Source organism: Ruegeria sp. CF4 (genome assembly GCF_056537345.1).
The window spans coordinates 566067-581725 of the sequence record NZ_JBQFRJ010000001.1 but is presented as its reverse complement, the minus strand read 5'-3'; the positions used below and the strand labels follow the sequence as shown (position 1 = coordinate 581725).

Here is a 15659-nt window from a genome sequence, read left to right as displayed (position 1 = left end):
GATTTAGAAGATTGTATAGATGAACGGAGCAATCGCGGAACCCTGGGTCAGAACGATCAGACCGCCCAAAAGCACCATCATCAAGAGAATGGGCAACAGCCAAAACTTCTTTCGGACCTTCATGAATTCCCAAAGCTCGGCGACAAAAGACATAGGTAAACTCCGCTAAATACTAAAATTGCTTGCGCATCGAATCCGATGAAGACGCTTCGCGCACGATCCAATAGCTGTCCGCATCACCGTCAAATTTCTGTTTCAACGGATCTGGATTCTTCAGACGGCGGATCAGTCCAATCGGCGTGACAGTCACGAAAAAAATGATGCCCATAACGATCGGTGAGACGATCATGCTCAGCAGCATTCCGAACTTGAACCAGATCTTATTGAGGGGCTTCAGAAGGGGCTGCGCGAAAAAGGCAGCGGCCAGGAACACAGCTGCAATCGCAATGGCCCAAAGTCGAACCGGGTTCCCATGAATGACCCATGGCCACAATGCAATGATCATGAACACAGCCGCAAACACAAGACCAAAGCTGCGTTCAGAACCGATTTCTACTTTTGAATGTGATGCTATGTCTGACACGCACGACCCTTTCTTCAAATTGTGTCAAGGCCGACGATAAAAACGATCCAAGCCTGGAATGAAGCACTCGAAAAGCTAACTCAGAACTCTAGTACAACAGCAGAGCGGATTCTTGCAAACAGTATCTAGGAATGTGAAATCAATGTCTCCGAAGGAACGACAATCCCGAGCGATCTTGAAAATTGATCCAGAATCCTCCACCGCGACGATGACACTCTGACAGCAAAGGCCGCAACCTCTACTGCCTTGAATGCAAAAGCTCGATCAACACAAGCCGTGCCAATTCGTTGCCACCAATCGTTGGATTTGTCACCTTTGGGTATCAACGATACTTGATTAAACCATACATTCCTCAATACGCTCGCTCGGAATACGATTTTTGCGAGTGAGTTATTATGAAAGTTCTTTCTTTTAAGCCCGGGCACGATGGCACCATCGCTGGAATTGATACCGACAAGAAAGAGCTTTTGTTCTCATATGAGGCTGAAAAAGACAGCTATCCCCGAAGCTCTGCGGTCAATCCGGACACGTTTATCGACGCCGCGACATGGTTCAAGGATTTGCCGGATGTCCTGGCGCTCAGCGGGTGGTCATCTACGGCAAATGGCCACGCGACATTAACCGGTGCCGGTCATCAGGGCCTCGGCAACCGTTCCGAAGTGGTTGGCAAAAAAACGTTCTTTGGAAGAACAATTGACTTCTATTCTTCAACCCACGAAAGATCCCATATCTGGAGCGCTTATGCATTGTCTCCGTTCGAACAGGGCGAACCTTGCTATGCGCTTGTTTGGGAGGAAGCGCTTGGCGATTTCTACGAAATTGATGCAGATTTGAACATTCGCCACCTTGGTCAGGTCATGGCGAAACCTTGGCTCAGGTATTCGTTTCTGCTTGATCTGGCCGATCCTGAACGGTTGCACGCCCACGACGGTTTCAGCAAGAAAGCACCGGGCAAGCTGATGGCAGCGGGTGCTATCGGGGACGCCCATGCGCAAGACACCGATGCCGAAACTTTGATCGCTCAGTTGCTCTATCAGGACAAGGCGTCTTTCACTCCAAGCAAAAGCGATTTCGCATCATCGCCTTTCCACAATATCGGCATCGACTCGAGCCGCTTCAGGAACCTGGCCGCAAAGTATTCCGACGCTATTTTCAACGCTTTTTATGAGTTCGCGAAGACTCATCTGAACAAAGGCTATCCTTTGCTGATTTCGGGTGATTGTGGCCTCAACTGTAACTGGAACACGCGATGGCGCGAGTGTGGTCTGTTTCGCGATGTCTTTGTCCCGCCCTGCACCAGCGATTCCGGCAGCTCGATTGGGACTGCCGTAGACGCCATGCGCCATTATAGCGGATGCGCCAAGCTTGATTGGTCGGTCTATTGTGGTCAGCCCTTTGTAGATGACCGTATCGACATGCCAGAGACTACGGTCGGCGAATTGAACCTCCGGGAAATCGCCGCAGACCTGTATGAAGACAAGGTTGTCGGTTGGGCGGCGGGATGTTGCGAAATTGGGCCTCGAGCGCTCGGGAACCGATCTATTTTCGCATCCCCTTTCAAGGCCGAAAACCGAACCCGCCTGAACAGGATCAAAGGGCGCGCCGACGATGCCCCGGTAGCTCCGGTTTGCCTTGAAGAGGATGTCTCGGAGCACTTCGACTGGTCGGGAGCATCGCCTCATATGCTGTATTTTCAGAATACCACCAACCCGGCCTTGAAGGCGGTACGTCACGTTGACGCCTCGGCGCGCGTTCAGACTGTAAATCGGGATCAGAACCCTGTGCTTTACAATCTTCTTACCGAGTTCAAAGCGCTTTCCGGTGTTGGCGTCCTCTGCAACACCTCGCTGAACTTCAAAAACGCCGGGTTCATCAATAAGACCAGTGACTTGTACTACTACGCGCGGTCATCGGGCCTTGACGCATTTGTTGCCGGTATTTCGTATGTTCGACTCAATTAGCGAGCGGTGCATTGCAAGGGGTTCAAATGCAAATCGCTACGATGTTGAGGTGATATGCAGTTTTGCGCGGTGCCTCCGAAATACCTCAACGCATATGTCCTATTTCTGCGCCCATTCTCCCTGCTTTTGAAGGGCCGCCTTGCCATTGTTTCATCAGCGCGACTTGCAGAGGCATCAATTGTATTGGCGTTATGACGGCCATCTATCGCCACAGGGCCACGCAGTCGTGGGGGAAATTCTGGTTGAGAGGCTTCCGAGCATCGGCAATTGATGATCTGTCTGCAGGATGTAGCAGAAACTGCCTCAGGGCCGAAGTGAGTTGAATGATACGATGCTATCGGGGTGCCTCAGCCCGATAGCCTTGACAACGCAAAGCTTCAAGGAACTCATACCTTTTCAAGCGAGGCGATGTTGACAAATCCTCGAACCATAGGGATTTAGAACCCGGTTGCACGAAAGTTGCTCCTTCGTGCAGCCAAGCGGGTCAAGTTAGATTTTTGCTGACCGATAATTTACACCAGCCCTTGCTAAGAGGGCCAGAACACAAGGCCTGTTGAGCGTCATGACCTACCACCCCAAATCGGATTTCATCGCCACGATGATCGAGCGCGGCTTTCTTGCCGACTGCACCGATTATCAGGGCCTTGACGACGCGCTGATCAGTGGGTGCAAACCGGCCTATATCGGCTTTGATGCGACGGCCAAGTCCTTGCATGTGGGCAGCCTGATCCAGATCATGATGCTGCGCTGGTTCCAGAAAACCGGCCACCAGCCGATCACTCTGATGGGCGGCGGCACCACCAAGGTGGGTGACCCCTCGTTCCGCGCCGATGAACGCCCCCTGCTGGGCCCCGAACAGATCGACGAAAACATCGCAGGCATCAAAAAGGTGTTTGCGGCCTATATCGACTACGACACCGAGGCCGAGAACAAGGCCTTGATGCTGAACAATGCCGAGTGGCTGGACGATCTGAATTACCTCGATTTCCTGCGCGATATCGGGCGGCATTTCTCGGTCAACCGGATGCTTTCGTTTGAATCCGTGAAATCGCGGCTGGATCGCGAGCAATCGCTCAGCTTCCTCGAATTCAACTACATGATCCTGCAGGCCTATGACTTCCTTGAGCTGAACCGCCGCTATGGCTGTGTTCTGCAAATGGGCGGCAGTGACCAGTGGGGCAATATCGTCAACGGCATCGACCTGACCCGCCGCGTGCTGGATCACGAGATCTATGGTCTGACTTCGCCCCTGCTGACCACCAGCGACGGCAAGAAGATGGGCAAATCGCAGGACGGCGCAGTCTGGCTGAACGCCGAGATGCGGTCTCCTTATGAATTCTGGCAGTTCTGGCGCAACACCACTGATGCGGATGTGGGGCGGTTCCTGAAGCTCTATACCGAATTGCCGGTGGATGAATGCGACCGTCTCGGCGCGCTGCAAGGGTCCGAGATCAACGAGGCCAAGATCCGCCTCGCCAACGAGGTCACGACCCTGCTGCACGGGGCCGAGGCGGCCGCGAACGCCGAGGCCACCGCGCGCGAAGTGTTCGAAAAAGGCGGTGTGGGCGGTGATCTCCCGACCCTCACGCTCAGCATGGATGAGCTGGGTGATGGCATGTCCATCGTCCAGATCATCGTGAAATCGGGTCTGGCGAAATCCGGCAAAGAGGCCAAGCGCCTGATCGCCGAAAACGGCGCCAAGCTGGACGACACCCCGCTGACCGATGCCGGTCTGATGATCGACGCTGGCGCGCTGTCTTCTCCGATCAAGCTGAGCGCGGGCAAGAAACGCCACGCACTGGTGCAATTGGGCTAACTCCGACTGCCACAAAGAAAAAACGGCCACCTGCATGAGGTGGCCGTTTCCTTTTTTGTTTCGGCAATTGCCCGAATTGATGGGCACCCGGCCTTCGCCTTACTTGCGGCCTTTGCCCTTACCTTTACCTTTACCCTTGCCTTTGCCTCTGGCGGCGTCGGCACGGGATCTCGCATTCGCTGCCGCTGCCCTTGCACCGGCTCGCGCCCTGTCGGCTCTGGCGCGCGCTTTATCCGCGCGATCATTGCCACTTTTCTTTGCGCCGTCGTTACCGCCAGGCTTTCCACCCGGTTTGCCGCCGTCACCACCGTCACCTCCGGCACCGCCATCGCCACCATCACCTCCGGCACCGCCATCGCCACCGTCGCCTCCGGCACCGCCATCGCCACCATCACCTCCGGCACCACCATCGCCACCGTCACCTCCGGCGCCGCCGCCAGCGCCTCCGCCGCCTGCACCGCCATCACCAACGCCATTGCCGTCAGAGCTTCGGTCCTCACCACGCGATGTCGCTGCTGCTGAAATACTGGCGGTTGGCAAATCGGTCAGCAGCCCCGCCAGCCCCGGGCATTGCGCACCCGTGACCCCCAGAACCGTTTCGAAATCCGACCGCCTTTGAAGCCGCTTCAGAAAGCTCGGGGTCACCTGCGCACAGTCGCACAGCCCCGCATAGTCTCCGGCATTGGCCAAATCCCGCGCCGTGCGTCCATCGCACACCTCCGGCGCGGCAGCCACGCTGCCAACCATCAATACCCCTAAAACAGGAGCCGCTACCATCGCGCCCAGTGCACGCTTCGCATTCTTTAACATAACCATATCGGTACCTCCTGAGTGTCAAACACGTGGTCGGAACGGATTGTTCATTCACGAAACGGCGACCCTTGCGTGAACGATCGTTTGGCACCTCGACACTCTCAAAACAGTAGACAGGGTGCGGGTCTTGCAGTTATTGAACAATCGTTCATATCCGAGAGAGGAACCGGCCATGCAGCTATCCACCACCGCAGCGGTCATCACCGGCGGCGCGTCCGGCCTGGGTGAGGCCACCGCCCGCCATTTCGCCGAACAGGGCGCACAGATCACAATCCTCGACCGCGACGCCGAGCGTGGCCCGCAGGTCGCTGCGGGGATCGGCGGTCATTTCGTGCAGACTGACGTGACCGACGAGGCATCGGTTGCCGCTGCCATCGAACAGGCTGTCCAGTCGATGGGCAAGATCACCGCCGCCGTGAACTGCGCCGGTATCGCGATCGGGGCCAAGACGGTCGGCAAAGACGGCCCCCACCCTCTCAACGCTTTTCAACGCACCATCGACATCAATCTGGTCGGCAGTTTCAACGTCTCGCGCCTCGCCGCCGCTGAAATGGCGAAGAACGACCCCGAATCCGATGGCGCGCGCGGCGTGATCATCAACACCGCATCAATCGCGGCCTTTGACGGGCAGAAGGGTCAAGCGGCCTATGCGGCCTCGAAAGGTGGCATTGTGGGGATGACGCTGCCGATGGCACGCGATCTGGCCTCGACCGGCATCCGTGTCATGGCCATCGCGCCGGGTATCTTCATGACCCCGATGCTGGCCGGACTGCCCGAAGAAGTGCAGCAACAACTGGCCGCCGACGTCCCCAACCCGCCCCGTCTGGGCGATCCGCGCGAATATGGACGGTTGGCCGGGTTCATCGTCGAGATGGGCTATCTGAACGGCGAGGTCATCCGCATCGACGGCGCCCTGCGGATGCGTTAACCCTGATGGCATGAGCGAGCGGCAGAAAATGGCGGCAGGTGAGTGGTACACCTGCCTCGATCCTGAACTAGAGCAGATGCGCCAGACCGCGCGCCGCGCTGTTCATGCCCACAACACCTACCCACCCGATGATCGCGGCGGCATGGCAGATGAACTGGCCGCACTGTTTGGTAAGATTGGGCAGGACTGCTTCATCGAGGCACCCTTCCACTGCGCCTATGGGATCAACCTGTCGCTGGGTGACCGAGTCTATTTCAATGCCGGCTGCACCATATTGGACACCGCCCCCGTGCGGATCGGCGATGGAACCCTGCTGGGACCCAATGTCCAGATCTACTGCGCTGAACACGCCCAAGATCCGACCCGGCGCGCGCAGGGTCTTGAGATCGCCCACCCGGTCACCATCGGGGAAAACGTCTGGATCGGCGGCGGGGCCATCATACTGCCCGGTGTCTCAATCGGTGACCGCGCCATCATCGGCGCGGGCAGCGTGGTGACGAAATCGGTGGCACCCGACGAAACGGTTGTGGGGAACCCGGCCCGTCCGATCACCGCGCGCGGATAGAATCTGTTTACGACTCGTTTACAGAAAAAGTTGTACGACTCGGACACCTGAGCGATTTCAGGATGTACAACACGGACTATCCGGCCTCGGCCTTCTCCTCCAGCATCAGCCACTCTTCCTCGGCCGCCGACAGCTTTTTCTGCCGCTCGACCAGAGCGTCGGTGGCTTTCTGGAACTTCACAGGCTCACGCGTGAACAGCTCGGGGTCTGACATCAGTTCCTCCAGCTTGGCGATCTCAGCCTCAAGCCGCGCGATCTCGGCAGGCAGTTTCTCAAGCCGGTGTTTCTCCGAGAAGGACAGCCCTACCTTTGGCTTGGCTTCCTGCTTCACCTTCGGCTTTGATATCTTTGTTTTTTCTTCTTTTTTCTCAAAAACATCACCGCGCTGCGCGATGTAGTCAGACCAGCCACCGGCATAAACGGTTGCCCGCCCGGTGCCTTCCATAGCGATTGTCGTCGTGGCGACACGGTCCAGAAAATCCCGGTCGTGGCTGACCAGCAGCACGGTGCCGTCATAGTCGTCCAGCAATTCCTGAAGCAGATCCAACGTCTCGACATCCAGATCGTTTGTCGGTTCATCCAGCACCAGAAGGTTCGACGATTTCGCCATCAACTTGGCCAACAGCAATCGCGCTTTTTCCCCTCCGGACAAGGACTTAACAGCCGCTCTTGCTTGCCGTTCCTCGAACAGGAACTCTTTGAGATAGCCCACCACATGCTTTGGTTGCCCACCCACCATCACCTGATCGGCCTTGCCCGAAACCCGCATCTCGGGATCACCGGTCAGGCTATCCCACAGCGTCATTTCAGGGTCGAGCTGCGCACGGGTCTGATCAAACACCGCGATCTCAAGATTTGTGCCCAGAGAGATGTTGCCCTCATCCGGTTCAACCTGACCCAGCAGCATTTTCAGCAGCGTCGTTTTGCCTACACCGTTGGGTCCGACAAAGGCCACCCGATCACCGCGCTGCACCAAAAGGTCAAAATTCCGAACGATCTGCTGTGCGCCAAAAGCCTTGGTAACACCCTTGGCCTCAATCACCTTGCGACCGGATTTAGGACCTGATTCCAATGCCATAGCCGCCGAGCCCTGACGCTTGATCTGCGCCGCTTTCTCGGCCCGTAAGGCTTGCAGGGCGCGCACCCTGCCTTGATTGCGCTTGCGTCGCGCGCTGATGCCTTCAACGGCCCATCGCGCCTCGGACTTGATCAGGCGGTTCAGCTTGTGGCGCTGCTGATCCTCCTCTTCCCAGACCTTGTCGCGCCAGCCCTCAAAGGCTTCAAACCCCTGCTCCTGCCGCCGCACGGCGCCCCGATCAATCCACAGCGTTGCTCGTGTCAGTGCGCGCAGAAACGCCCGGTCGTGCGAGATCAGAACATAGGCCGCACGCGTCGCGCCCAACTCACGCTCCAGCCAGGCAATCGCCTCGATATCCAGATGGTTGGTTGGCTCGTCCAGCAGCATCAGGTCCGGCGCTTCGGCCATCAGCTTGGCCAACGCCGCCCGCCGCCGCTCGCCGCCCGAGGCGGTCTCGACCGCGCGATCCGGGTCGAATTTTAGGCCCTCTCCAGCGCGTTCCACCTTGTACAGCTCACCGGGCTCCAACCCGCTGGAGGCGTAGTCGCCCAGCGTCGCGAATCCTTCCATTCCCGGGTCCTGTTCCATGTAACCCACGGATTTACCGGGCGGAATCACAATATCCCCCTGATCCGCCTCGACCAGCCCTGCCATTACTTTCATCAGGGTCGATTTTCCGGATCCGTTTCGCCCCACCAGCGCCACGCGGTCACCGGGTTGAACCACCAGATCAAGTTCGGAAAACACCGGATCGCCCCCGAAAGTCAGGGAAATGCCGGACATCTGCAACAAAGGAATTCTCGCCATGCCCGCCAGCTAAACCGGCCAAGGCAACGCGTCAACGCCCCTGCTTCACCTTTTCCGAAATACTCGGATCACCCGGCCACCGCCCGCAGCAAGCGTTTGCGGGCTGGGGGAATCGCTCCGATCTCAAGCCCCGTAAACACATGCAGCGTGTTCATACGCCGATCCACCACGGCATGGTCGCTGACCCATCCCCCCATCATCAGATAGGTCCGCAGCAAAGGCGGCATCCGCAGCATCGCCTGTTTCACATTCGGTCGACGACGCAGGCGCGCGGCAAAGCGAAACACATCCGGTGCCTTCACCCGCGGCAACCAGCGCTTGGGCGCCAGATGACGATGCTTCAGCATGGCAAACGCATCCAGATACTCGGCCGTCTCGGTCCCCGCGAAGGACGAGCAGCCAAACAGCATCTCAACCCCGTTCTGATCCACATATGCCGTCATCGCGCCCCATGCGACACGCAGGATATCGGGATCGGTCCAATCGGGGTGAATGCAGAACCGGCCCATCTCAACCATGGGACTGGTAAAATCATTTAACGCTGACAAATCATAGAATTGCGCCGAGTAGCTCTGCCCGATCTCGGAACCATCCTGCATCGTCAGCATTCGAAAACAGCAGACCAGATGACAATCTGCTTGCATATCTTCAATCAGAACATGCGCACATCGGGCGTCATACGCGTCATGATCCGTCTGGAGCGTGCCAAACGCCAGCGTGCGCAGGGCTTGCGCAGCTGCTATATCGCGCCCGGTCTGAGCCAGACGAGCGCGATAGTGGCCCCTGTTCAACAAATCAGCCATCGTCGCACCCTCCGCGGTTGCAGACCGGTTCGCATCTGTCTGGTCCCTAGCACAGTATGTGTGACTGTCCCGTGAACCTGCAAGCGTGTTGAGCGACTTAGTTGGAGACCCCTGGGATATTCGCCGGGTTGAAGTTGCCGATATTGCCAAGCAACTGGCGCAGGAATCCTTTGTCCTCGATGTTGGAATCGGTCACACGGCGGTCGAGGACGATGACATATCCATCATCAAGCCCAAACCGTTCGATGTTGCGCACAACGCCGCGCTGATCAAAACTGATCGCGACCAGCTCGCGCGATACGACCTTGGGCCGTCTGAGCCCGGACGTACGGATGCGCGAGGCAACATAATAGTAACCCGAATCCCGTACCACACCTGCGGAACTGGGTGCGCCAACGGCCTCTTCCACAGTTTCACGCGTATCGACGCCGACCTTGATCTTGGCTAGATCTTCTGGCGGCGGCACATAGCCGTGATTCTTAAAGATCGGCGTACATGCGCCTGCGACTGCCAGACAGGCCGCAAAGACAAGCGTTTTCGACGCTGGTTTCAACCTGTTCACACCCTTCAACATGCACACCCTCTTGCCTTGGCCCCTTGCGGACCCTATCCGATTACATCAAACCGCAGTCCCGGTTCAACACAGGAAAACCTCACGAATGAGCAACCAGACATCTTTGCGCGTCGCGGACCTGCCGCAAAACGCTCCGACACCGTTTGATTTGCGCCCGGCCGGCGAGGCACTTGAGGCGATCAAACTGGAGCTTGGCCTGCTGGGATTGCGCAAACTCAGCTTTGTGGGAGAGCTGCATGCGCAGGGTAAACGTGACTGGGCGCTTACCGGAAAGCTGGGCGCGACGGTGATTCAGCCCTGCGTTGTGACGCTGGAACCTGTGACCACGCGCATAGATGTCCCGGTGAGTCGCATCTTTTTGGCCGACTGGGCCGACCCGGACGAGCCAGAGTTCGAAATCCCCGAAGATGATGAATCTGAACCACTTGGTCCCGAGATCGATCCTGCCTTGATCATGGTTGAGGCCCTGTCGCTGGCCCTGCCCCAATATCCGCGCAAAGACGGTGCTGAACTGGGCCAATCCGACTATACTGAACCGGGCAAGCAGGCCCTGACGGATGAGGATGTCAAACCCTTTGCCGGTCTGGCGGGGCTGCGGGATGCGCTGAAAAAAGACGAGTGACAGGGGGGTGTTTTCCTGTCATAGCAGGCCTTCAGAAAAACCGCTTGAACATGACGAGAATCGCAGTATTTTCGCGCGCTCATTGGAATTTGGGTTGGACATTGCGGGGCAAGCCCCTTAAACGCGCGTCAAACCACGAGAAAACAAAGAACGTAACCCGGCCGGCGGCGAATCTGCTGGCCCATATCAGACAAAGGTTGAGACCATGGCCGTCCAACAGAACAAAGTTTCCAAGTCGCGTCGCAATAACCGCCGCGCACACGACGCTCTGGTTGCTGCAAACCCGAACGAATGCCCGAACTGCGGCGAGCTGAAGCGCCCGCACCACGTTTGTGCCTCTTGCGGCCACTATGACGATCGCGAAGTCGTCGCTCAGGCCGACGAAATCGACCTGGACGAAGACGCGGCCTAAGCCTGATTGGACGCAGGCTAAGGCATGACGGATCAGCCCTCGCAAACCGGACGGATCATCATCTCGGTTGACGCTATGGGCGGAGATTCGGGCCCTGCCGTCGTTGTGGCGGGTATTGCCAAATCTGCGGACAAGAACCCGAAGATCGGGTTCATCCTGCACGGTCAGGAACAGGAATTGCGCAAGCTGGTTTCCAAACGGCGTGTCCTTGATGGGCGCGTCGTTTTTCGTGATTGCCCCGACGTGGTTACGATGGAGGACAAACCCAGCCAGGTTGTGCGCAGCGGCAAGAACACCTCAATGTGGTCCGCGCTTGAGGCGGTGCGCGCAGGTGAAGCGCATGGCGCGGTATCCTGCGGCAACACCGGCGCATTGATGGCGATGTCGATGCTGCGGCTGCGCAAGCTGCCCGGCGTGAACCGCCCTGCCATCGCGATCCTGTGGCCCTCACGCAATCCGCAAGGATTCAACGTGATGTTGGACGTAGGCGCGGATGTGCGGGCTGACGCCAAGGACCTGCTGCAATATGCGCTGATGGGAGCCTCCTACGCGCGCAACGGTATGGCGCTCAGCCGCCCCCGCATTGGTCTGCTGAATGTCGGAACCGAAGAACACAAAGGCCGGGCCGAGCTGAAAGAAGCGCATGCGATGATCTCGGATTTTGCCGAACAGGCGAATTTTGAGTTCGTGGGCTTTGTCGAAGGCAGTGATATCCCCGGCGACAAGGCCGATGTGATCGTGACGGACGGGTTCACAGGCAATGTCGCGATCAAAACCGGCGAAGGCACTGCCAACCTGATCGGAGATCTTCTGCGGCAGGCGTTCAAGTATTCCCCCCTGTCCAGGCTGGCCTCGATCCTTGCGATCACGTCGCTCAACCGTCTGAAAAAGCGGATCGACCCCCGTCGCGTGAATGGGGGCGTTTTCCTTGGCCTGAACGGAACCGTCATTAAATCTCATGGTGGAGCAGACGCGACAGGCGTTTCAGCAGCGGTCAAACTGGCGTTTACGCTGGCTGAATCCGGCTTCTCCGAAAAATTGGCGGCACGGGTTGCATCAACAGCCGCACTTGCACAAGATGCGGCCCATTCCGTGTCTCAATCGGAATAATAACAAAAAAGGCAGTACCCCAGCATGGCAGGCCGCTCAGTTGTTGTAGGTGTCGGACATTATTTGCCGGAGCGCGTTGTGCCAAACGCTGAGTTCGAGCAAACACTGGATACGACGGATGAGTGGATTCGCAGCCGATCCGGTATCGAGCGGCGACATTTCGCAGCCGATGATGAAACCACTTCCGATCTGGCCACCAAAGCGGCCGAGGCCGCGCTGGCTGATGCCGGGCTGACTGCTGAAGACATTGACGCCATCGTTCTGGCAACCTCAACCGCCGATCTGACCTTTCCGTCTGCAGCGACAATGGTTCAGGCCCGGTTGGGCATGACCAACGGCTTTGCGTTTGACGTGCAAGCCGTCTGCGCCGGTTTTGTATTCGCACTGAGCAATGCCAATGCTCTGATCCTGTCTGGTCAGGCCAAGCGAGTGCTGGTGATCGGGGCCGAGACCTTTTCGCGAATCATGGACTGGACCGATCGTTCGACCTGCGTCTTGTTCGGCGATGGCGCAGGTGCATTGGTGCTGGAAGAACAGGAAGGCAATGGCACGCCTGATGATCGTGGCATTCTGGCGACCGATCTGAATTCGGACGGGCGTTACAAGGATCTGCTTTATGTCGATGGCGGGGTCTCGACCCAATCCACCGGGCATTTGCGCATGCAAGGCAATCAGGTTTTCCGTCACGCCGTCGAGAAACTGGCCAGAACAGCCGAGGTCGCGCTGGAACGTGCGGGCCTGACCAGCAACGATGTGGACTGGATCGTGCCGCATCAGGCCAATATCCGCATCATTCAGGGCACCGCCAAGAAAATGGGCCTGCCGATGGATCATGTCGTCGTCACGGTTCAGGACCACGGCAACACCTCGGCAGCATCGATTCCCCTGGCACTGTCCGTTGGCAAGCAGCGTGGACAGATCAAACAGGGCGATCTGATCGTGACTGAAGCCATCGGTGGCGGTTTGGCCTGGGGCGCGGTCGCCCTACGCTGGTAACCGGCACAATCCGGCTTACAGAGCCGCCCGCAATTCATTGATATTGACAGCGAATTTCGCATCGCCATATGCTTCCCCATCAACAGGGGAAAAAGTATGGGCGACAAAACACTAACCCGAATGGATCTGAGCGAGGCCGTCTTCCGTGAGGTAGGCCTGTCACGCAACGAAAGCGCGCAGTTGGTCGAAAGCGTACTGAACCACATGTCCGACGCGCTGGTGCGTGGCGAGCAAGTGAAGATTTCGTCTTTTGGCACGTTCAGCGTTCGGGACAAAACCGCCCGCATTGGCCGCAACCCCAAAACCGGTGAAGAAGTTCCTATCCAGCCGCGCCGCGTGCTGACCTTCCGCCCGTCGCACCTGATGAAGGATCGCGTCGCAGCCGGGAATCGCAAGTAAGTTCAGGACGTCTGTGTTATGAGTAAGTCCCCCGACGCATTTCGCACGATCAGTGAAGTTGCGGATTGGCTCGGAGTTCAGGCTCATGTGCTGCGATTCTGGGAAAGCAAGTTCACGCAGGTCAAGCCCGTCAAACGAGCCGGAGGGCGGCGATACTACCGCCCCAATGATATGCGCCTGCTGGGTGGCATCAAGAAACTGCTCCATGAAGATGGGATCACCATCAAAGGCGTTCAGCGCATCCTGCGCGAACAAGGTGTGGCACATGTGGCGTCTTTGTCTCCCGCGCTCGACGAAACCGCGCCAGAGCCTGCGCCCGAAAGCACGGTTGTGCCCTTCACCGCAAAACCGGCGGCAGAGCCAGCGGATCAGATCAACTTGGACCTGGGTGAGCCTGTCCAGCCCGCCGCCACAAAGCCCCCGGCCCCGGCAGCCGTGGAACAGCCACAACAGCCTGATGAGGTCGATGCGGCTCCGTTGATGGGGGGTATTGCTTCGCTGGCGTGGAATCGAGGCGACTATGACGACGAGCTGCTGAAGCAAATTGCGCCGATCGCAAAGGATCTGCGCAGCTGGCTGGATCGCGTTGAACACCACGCGGCGGGATAGCAAAAAAGGCGATGATTTCCTCTTGCCCCTGCCGGGAAAGTCTTTATGAACACCTCAACGTCGGGCTATGGCGCAGCCTGGTAGCGCGTCCGTCTGGGGGACGGAAGGTCGCAGGTTCGAGTCCTGCTAGCCCGACCAAATCACACCGACGTTTATGGCACATAGGCCGGATCCCGCTCTGGCATCAGGGGGGATCAAGATGACAGGTGTTTGCCCAAACCAGCAGCTGGAAGCGATGATCGCGCGTGGTGAGATCACTGCGAACCCGGATGTTATCCCGGCCCAAGTGCAGCCGGCCAGCCTTGATCTGCGTTTGGGAACAGTGGCTTATCGGGTGCGTGCCTCGTTCCTGGCAGGCGAAGGACGCACCGTTGCAGATCGTCTGGCTGAGTTCGAGATGCATCGCATCGACATCACCGACGGCGCGGTTCTGGAAAAAGGCTGCGTTTATCTGGTACCCCTGATGGAAGCGCTTGCGCTGCCCGGCGATGTCAGCGCCGTGGCCAACGCCAAAAGCTCGACCGGACGGCTTGACCTGTTGACCCGCACCATCACCGATGGCGGCACCGAGTTTGACCGGGTGCCCGCAGGTTATACCGGTCCGCTTTATGCCGAGATTTGCCCGCGTTCTTTTTCGGTGCTGGTGCGCCCAGGCATGCGGCTGAATCAAATCCGCTTCCGTAAGGGTCAGGCTGTGCTGAGCGACGCCGAGCTGACCGCGTTGCATGGACAGACGCCGTTGGTCGACGGGCCAGCCGTCATTCAGGACGGCCTGGGGTTCTCGGTCGATCTGCAGCTGCCCGACACCGATCTGGTCGGTTATCGCGCCAAACCCCATACCGGGGTGATCGATCTGGACCGGATCGGCGAATACGACCCGCAGGAATATTGGGAGGAGGTGCGCACCAAGGACGGGCGCATCATCCTTGACCCCGGTGCGTTCTACATCCTCGTCAGCCGCGAGGCGGTGCATATCCCACCAATGTACGCCGCAGAAATGGCCCCATATCTGGCCATGGTGGGTGAGTTCCGTGTGCATTACGCCGGGTTCTTCGACCCGGGTTTCGGTCATGCCGAAGCGGGTGGTGCCGGATCACGTGGTGTGCTGGAAGTACGCTGCCATGAGGCGCCCTTTGTGCTTGAGCACGGACAGGTCGTTGGGCGGCTGGTTTATGAGAAGATGGCTGAGATGCCGACGCAGCTATATGGCGCAGGCATTGCTTCGAACTATCAGGGTCAGGGCCTGAAATTGTCCAAGCATTTCAAGGCTGTTGGTTGATCCTCAGAACTTCATGAACCTGCGCATCTGGCGGGTCATCTGCTTCATCTGATTGGCGTTCTGTTTCTGGCGCGCGGCGGTGTCGTGCATCTGGCGGTCAGCTTCCGGGTTGCCCGGGGTCTCTGACTGATCCGGTTTGCGTCCCACTCGGCTTGCCAGATCGATCCCCTTGTTGACCCCATGGTTCACAAGGCGACGGGTCACTTGGCGCACGATCATGTCGATGATCCGATTGGCATTCATTGGCTCAACTCCGTTTCCTGCACTCTACAATAGGCACGTTCTGCGGCAACAAAAGGGCTGT

At 58.0% G+C, this 15659-nt stretch carries 18 protein-coding genes and 1 tRNA gene; 12 read left to right on the top strand and 7 right to left on the bottom strand.

Going from position 1 to position 15659, the window contains the following annotated elements; genetic code table 11:
• Nucleotides 1–3 precede the first annotated feature (3 nt).
• Nucleotides 4–153: a DUF5989 family protein gene (locus tag ACR0NF_RS02875; protein ID WP_480469566.1), complete on the bottom strand. Its 150-nt coding sequence runs from the start codon at nt 151–153 to the stop codon at nt 4–6.
• A 19-nt stretch (nt 154–172) separates the two neighbouring features.
• Nucleotides 173–583, bottom strand: coding sequence for an SxtJ family membrane protein (locus tag ACR0NF_RS02870; RefSeq protein WP_480469565.1), 411 nt, complete (start codon nt 581–583; stop codon nt 173–175).
• A gap of 395 nt (nt 584–978) precedes the next feature.
• Here ACR0NF_RS02870 and ACR0NF_RS02865 point away from each other — a divergent pair, with 395 nt between their 5' ends.
• Both ACR0NF_RS02865 and tyrS read left to right on the top strand, forming a co-directional pair.
• Nucleotides 979–2544 carry a carbamoyltransferase C-terminal domain-containing protein gene (locus ACR0NF_RS02865; protein ID WP_480777737.1) on the top strand — a complete coding sequence of 522 codons (1566 nt, stop codon included), beginning with the start codon at nt 979–981 and terminating at the stop codon, nt 2542–2544.
• Nucleotides 2545–3106: 562 nt separating this feature from the next.
• Complete coding sequence (gene tyrS, locus ACR0NF_RS02860) at nt 3107–4360, top strand: tyrosine--tRNA ligase (RefSeq protein ID WP_480657419.1); 1254 nt, start codon at nt 3107–3109, stop codon at nt 4358–4360.
• A gap of 99 nt (nt 4361–4459) precedes the next feature.
• On the opposite strand, the gene ACR0NF_RS02855 is transcribed toward tyrS, so the two are convergent.
• On the bottom strand, nt 4460–5176 hold the full coding sequence (locus ACR0NF_RS02855) for a hypothetical protein (protein WP_480777736.1): 717 nt from the start codon (nt 5174–5176) through the stop codon (nt 4460–4462).
• A 169-nt stretch (nt 5177–5345) separates the two neighbouring features.
• Here ACR0NF_RS02855 and ACR0NF_RS02850 point away from each other — a divergent pair, with 169 nt between their 5' ends.
• Both ACR0NF_RS02850 and ACR0NF_RS02845 read left to right on the top strand, forming a co-directional pair.
• Complete coding sequence (locus tag ACR0NF_RS02850) at nt 5346–6101, top strand: 3-hydroxyacyl-CoA dehydrogenase (protein WP_480469561.1); 756 nt, start codon at nt 5346–5348, stop codon at nt 6099–6101.
• A gap of 10 nt (nt 6102–6111) precedes the next feature.
• Complete coding sequence (locus tag ACR0NF_RS02845) at nt 6112–6666, top strand: sugar O-acetyltransferase (RefSeq protein WP_480469560.1); 555 nt, start codon at nt 6112–6114, stop codon at nt 6664–6666.
• Nucleotides 6667–6742: 76 nt separating this feature from the next.
• On the opposite strand, the gene ACR0NF_RS02840 is transcribed toward ACR0NF_RS02845, so the two are convergent.
• The 3 genes from ACR0NF_RS02840 to ACR0NF_RS02830 all read right to left on the bottom strand — a co-directional run bounded on the left by ACR0NF_RS02840 (nt 6743) and on the right by ACR0NF_RS02830 (nt 9928).
• Nucleotides 6743–8551: an ABC-F family ATP-binding cassette domain-containing protein gene (locus ACR0NF_RS02840; protein ID WP_480777735.1), complete on the bottom strand. Its 1809-nt coding sequence runs from the start codon at nt 8549–8551 to the stop codon at nt 6743–6745.
• A 68-nt stretch (nt 8552–8619) separates the two neighbouring features.
• Nucleotides 8620–9354: a GNAT family N-acetyltransferase gene (locus ACR0NF_RS02835; protein ID WP_480777734.1), complete on the bottom strand. Its 735-nt coding sequence runs from the start codon at nt 9352–9354 to the stop codon at nt 8620–8622.
• Between the two features lie 97 nt (nt 9355–9451).
• Nucleotides 9452–9928: an outer membrane protein assembly factor BamE gene (locus ACR0NF_RS02830; RefSeq protein ID WP_480469557.1), complete on the bottom strand. Its 477-nt coding sequence runs from the start codon at nt 9926–9928 to the stop codon at nt 9452–9454.
• Nucleotides 9929–10013: 85 nt separating this feature from the next.
• On the opposite strand from ACR0NF_RS02830, the gene ACR0NF_RS02825 reads away from it, so the two are divergent.
• From ACR0NF_RS02825 to ACR0NF_RS02790, 8 genes are all read left to right on the top strand, one after another.
• Nucleotides 10014–10550, top strand: a complete 537-nt coding sequence (locus ACR0NF_RS02825; RefSeq protein ID WP_480777733.1) for a YceD family protein — start codon at nt 10014–10016, stop codon at nt 10548–10550.
• 205 nt (nt 10551–10755) lie between these two features.
• Nucleotides 10756–10962, top strand: coding sequence for a 50S ribosomal protein L32 (gene rpmF / locus ACR0NF_RS02820; protein WP_008756996.1), 207 nt, complete (start codon nt 10756–10758; stop codon nt 10960–10962).
• A gap of 24 nt (nt 10963–10986) precedes the next feature.
• Entirely contained in the window at nt 10987–12072 is a 1086-nt protein-coding gene (gene plsX, locus ACR0NF_RS02815; protein ID WP_480469555.1) for a phosphate acyltransferase PlsX, read from the top strand.
• 24 nt (nt 12073–12096) lie between these two features.
• Nucleotides 12097–13068, top strand: a complete 972-nt coding sequence (locus ACR0NF_RS02810; RefSeq protein WP_480469554.1) for a beta-ketoacyl-ACP synthase III — start codon at nt 12097–12099, stop codon at nt 13066–13068.
• Between the two features lie 96 nt (nt 13069–13164).
• A complete protein-coding gene (gene ihfA, locus ACR0NF_RS02805) occupies nt 13165–13467 on the top strand; it encodes an integration host factor subunit alpha (RefSeq protein WP_008755922.1) in 303 nt (100 codons plus the stop codon).
• A gap of 18 nt (nt 13468–13485) precedes the next feature.
• Nucleotides 13486–14076, top strand: a complete 591-nt coding sequence (locus ACR0NF_RS02800; protein WP_480666800.1) for a MerR family transcriptional regulator — start codon at nt 13486–13488, stop codon at nt 14074–14076.
• A gap of 61 nt (nt 14077–14137) precedes the next feature.
• Nucleotides 14138–14214: transfer RNA gene (locus ACR0NF_RS02795), tRNA-Pro, on the top strand.
• Nucleotides 14215–14275: 61 nt separating this feature from the next.
• Nucleotides 14276–15355 (top strand): 2'-deoxycytidine 5'-triphosphate deaminase, encoded by a 1080-nt coding sequence (locus ACR0NF_RS02790; protein ID WP_480469552.1) that lies wholly within the window; start codon nt 14276–14278, stop codon nt 15353–15355.
• A 3-nt stretch (nt 15356–15358) separates the two neighbouring features.
• Here the strand turns inward: ACR0NF_RS02790 and ACR0NF_RS02785 are convergent, their stop codons facing one another.
• Nucleotides 15359–15598 carry a hypothetical protein gene (locus ACR0NF_RS02785; RefSeq protein WP_480469551.1) on the bottom strand — a complete coding sequence of 80 codons (240 nt, stop codon included), beginning with the start codon at nt 15596–15598 and terminating at the stop codon, nt 15359–15361.
• Nucleotides 15599–15659 lie beyond the last annotated feature (61 nt).

Excerpts from the sequence above, each read along its gene's own strand:
- ACR0NF_RS02835 (WP_480777734.1), bottom strand. The coding sequence starts at position 9,354 with ATGGCTGATTTGTTGAACAGGGGCCACTATCGCGCTCGTCTGGCTCAG.
- ACR0NF_RS02785 (WP_480469551.1), bottom strand. The coding sequence starts at position 15,598 with ATGAATGCCAATCGGATCATCGACATGATCGTGCGCCAAGTGACCCGT.
- ACR0NF_RS02850 (WP_480469561.1), top strand. The coding sequence starts at position 5,346 with ATGCAGCTATCCACCACCGCAGCGGTCATCACCGGCGGCGCGTCCGGC.
- ihfA (WP_008755922.1), top strand. The coding sequence starts at position 13,165 with ATGGGCGACAAAACACTAACCCGAATGGATCTGAGCGAGGCCGTCTTC.
- ACR0NF_RS02800 (WP_480666800.1), top strand. The coding sequence starts at position 13,486 with ATGAGTAAGTCCCCCGACGCATTTCGCACGATCAGTGAAGTTGCGGAT.
- ACR0NF_RS02810 (WP_480469554.1), top strand. The coding sequence starts at position 12,097 with ATGGCAGGCCGCTCAGTTGTTGTAGGTGTCGGACATTATTTGCCGGAG.
- rpmF (WP_008756996.1), top strand. The coding sequence starts at position 10,756 with ATGGCCGTCCAACAGAACAAAGTTTCCAAGTCGCGTCGCAATAACCGC.
- ACR0NF_RS02855 (WP_480777736.1), bottom strand. The coding sequence starts at position 5,176 with ATGGTTATGTTAAAGAATGCGAAGCGTGCACTGGGCGCGATGGTAGCG.
- ACR0NF_RS02865 (WP_480777737.1), top strand. The coding sequence starts at position 979 with ATGAAAGTTCTTTCTTTTAAGCCCGGGCACGATGGCACCATCGCTGGA.
- ACR0NF_RS02790 (WP_480469552.1), top strand. The coding sequence starts at position 14,276 with ATGACAGGTGTTTGCCCAAACCAGCAGCTGGAAGCGATGATCGCGCGT.
- plsX (WP_480469555.1), top strand. The coding sequence starts at position 10,987 with ATGACGGATCAGCCCTCGCAAACCGGACGGATCATCATCTCGGTTGAC.
- ACR0NF_RS02875 (WP_480469566.1), bottom strand. The coding sequence starts at position 153 with ATGTCTTTTGTCGCCGAGCTTTGGGAATTCATGAAGGTCCGAAAGAAG.
- ACR0NF_RS02825 (WP_480777733.1), top strand. The coding sequence starts at position 10,014 with ATGAGCAACCAGACATCTTTGCGCGTCGCGGACCTGCCGCAAAACGCT.
- ACR0NF_RS02845 (WP_480469560.1), top strand. The coding sequence starts at position 6,112 with ATGAGCGAGCGGCAGAAAATGGCGGCAGGTGAGTGGTACACCTGCCTC.
- tyrS (WP_480657419.1), top strand. The coding sequence starts at position 3,107 with ATGACCTACCACCCCAAATCGGATTTCATCGCCACGATGATCGAGCGC.
- ACR0NF_RS02830 (WP_480469557.1), bottom strand. The coding sequence starts at position 9,928 with ATGTTGAAGGGTGTGAACAGGTTGAAACCAGCGTCGAAAACGCTTGTC.
- ACR0NF_RS02840 (WP_480777735.1), bottom strand. The coding sequence starts at position 8,551 with ATGGCGAGAATTCCTTTGTTGCAGATGTCCGGCATTTCCCTGACTTTC.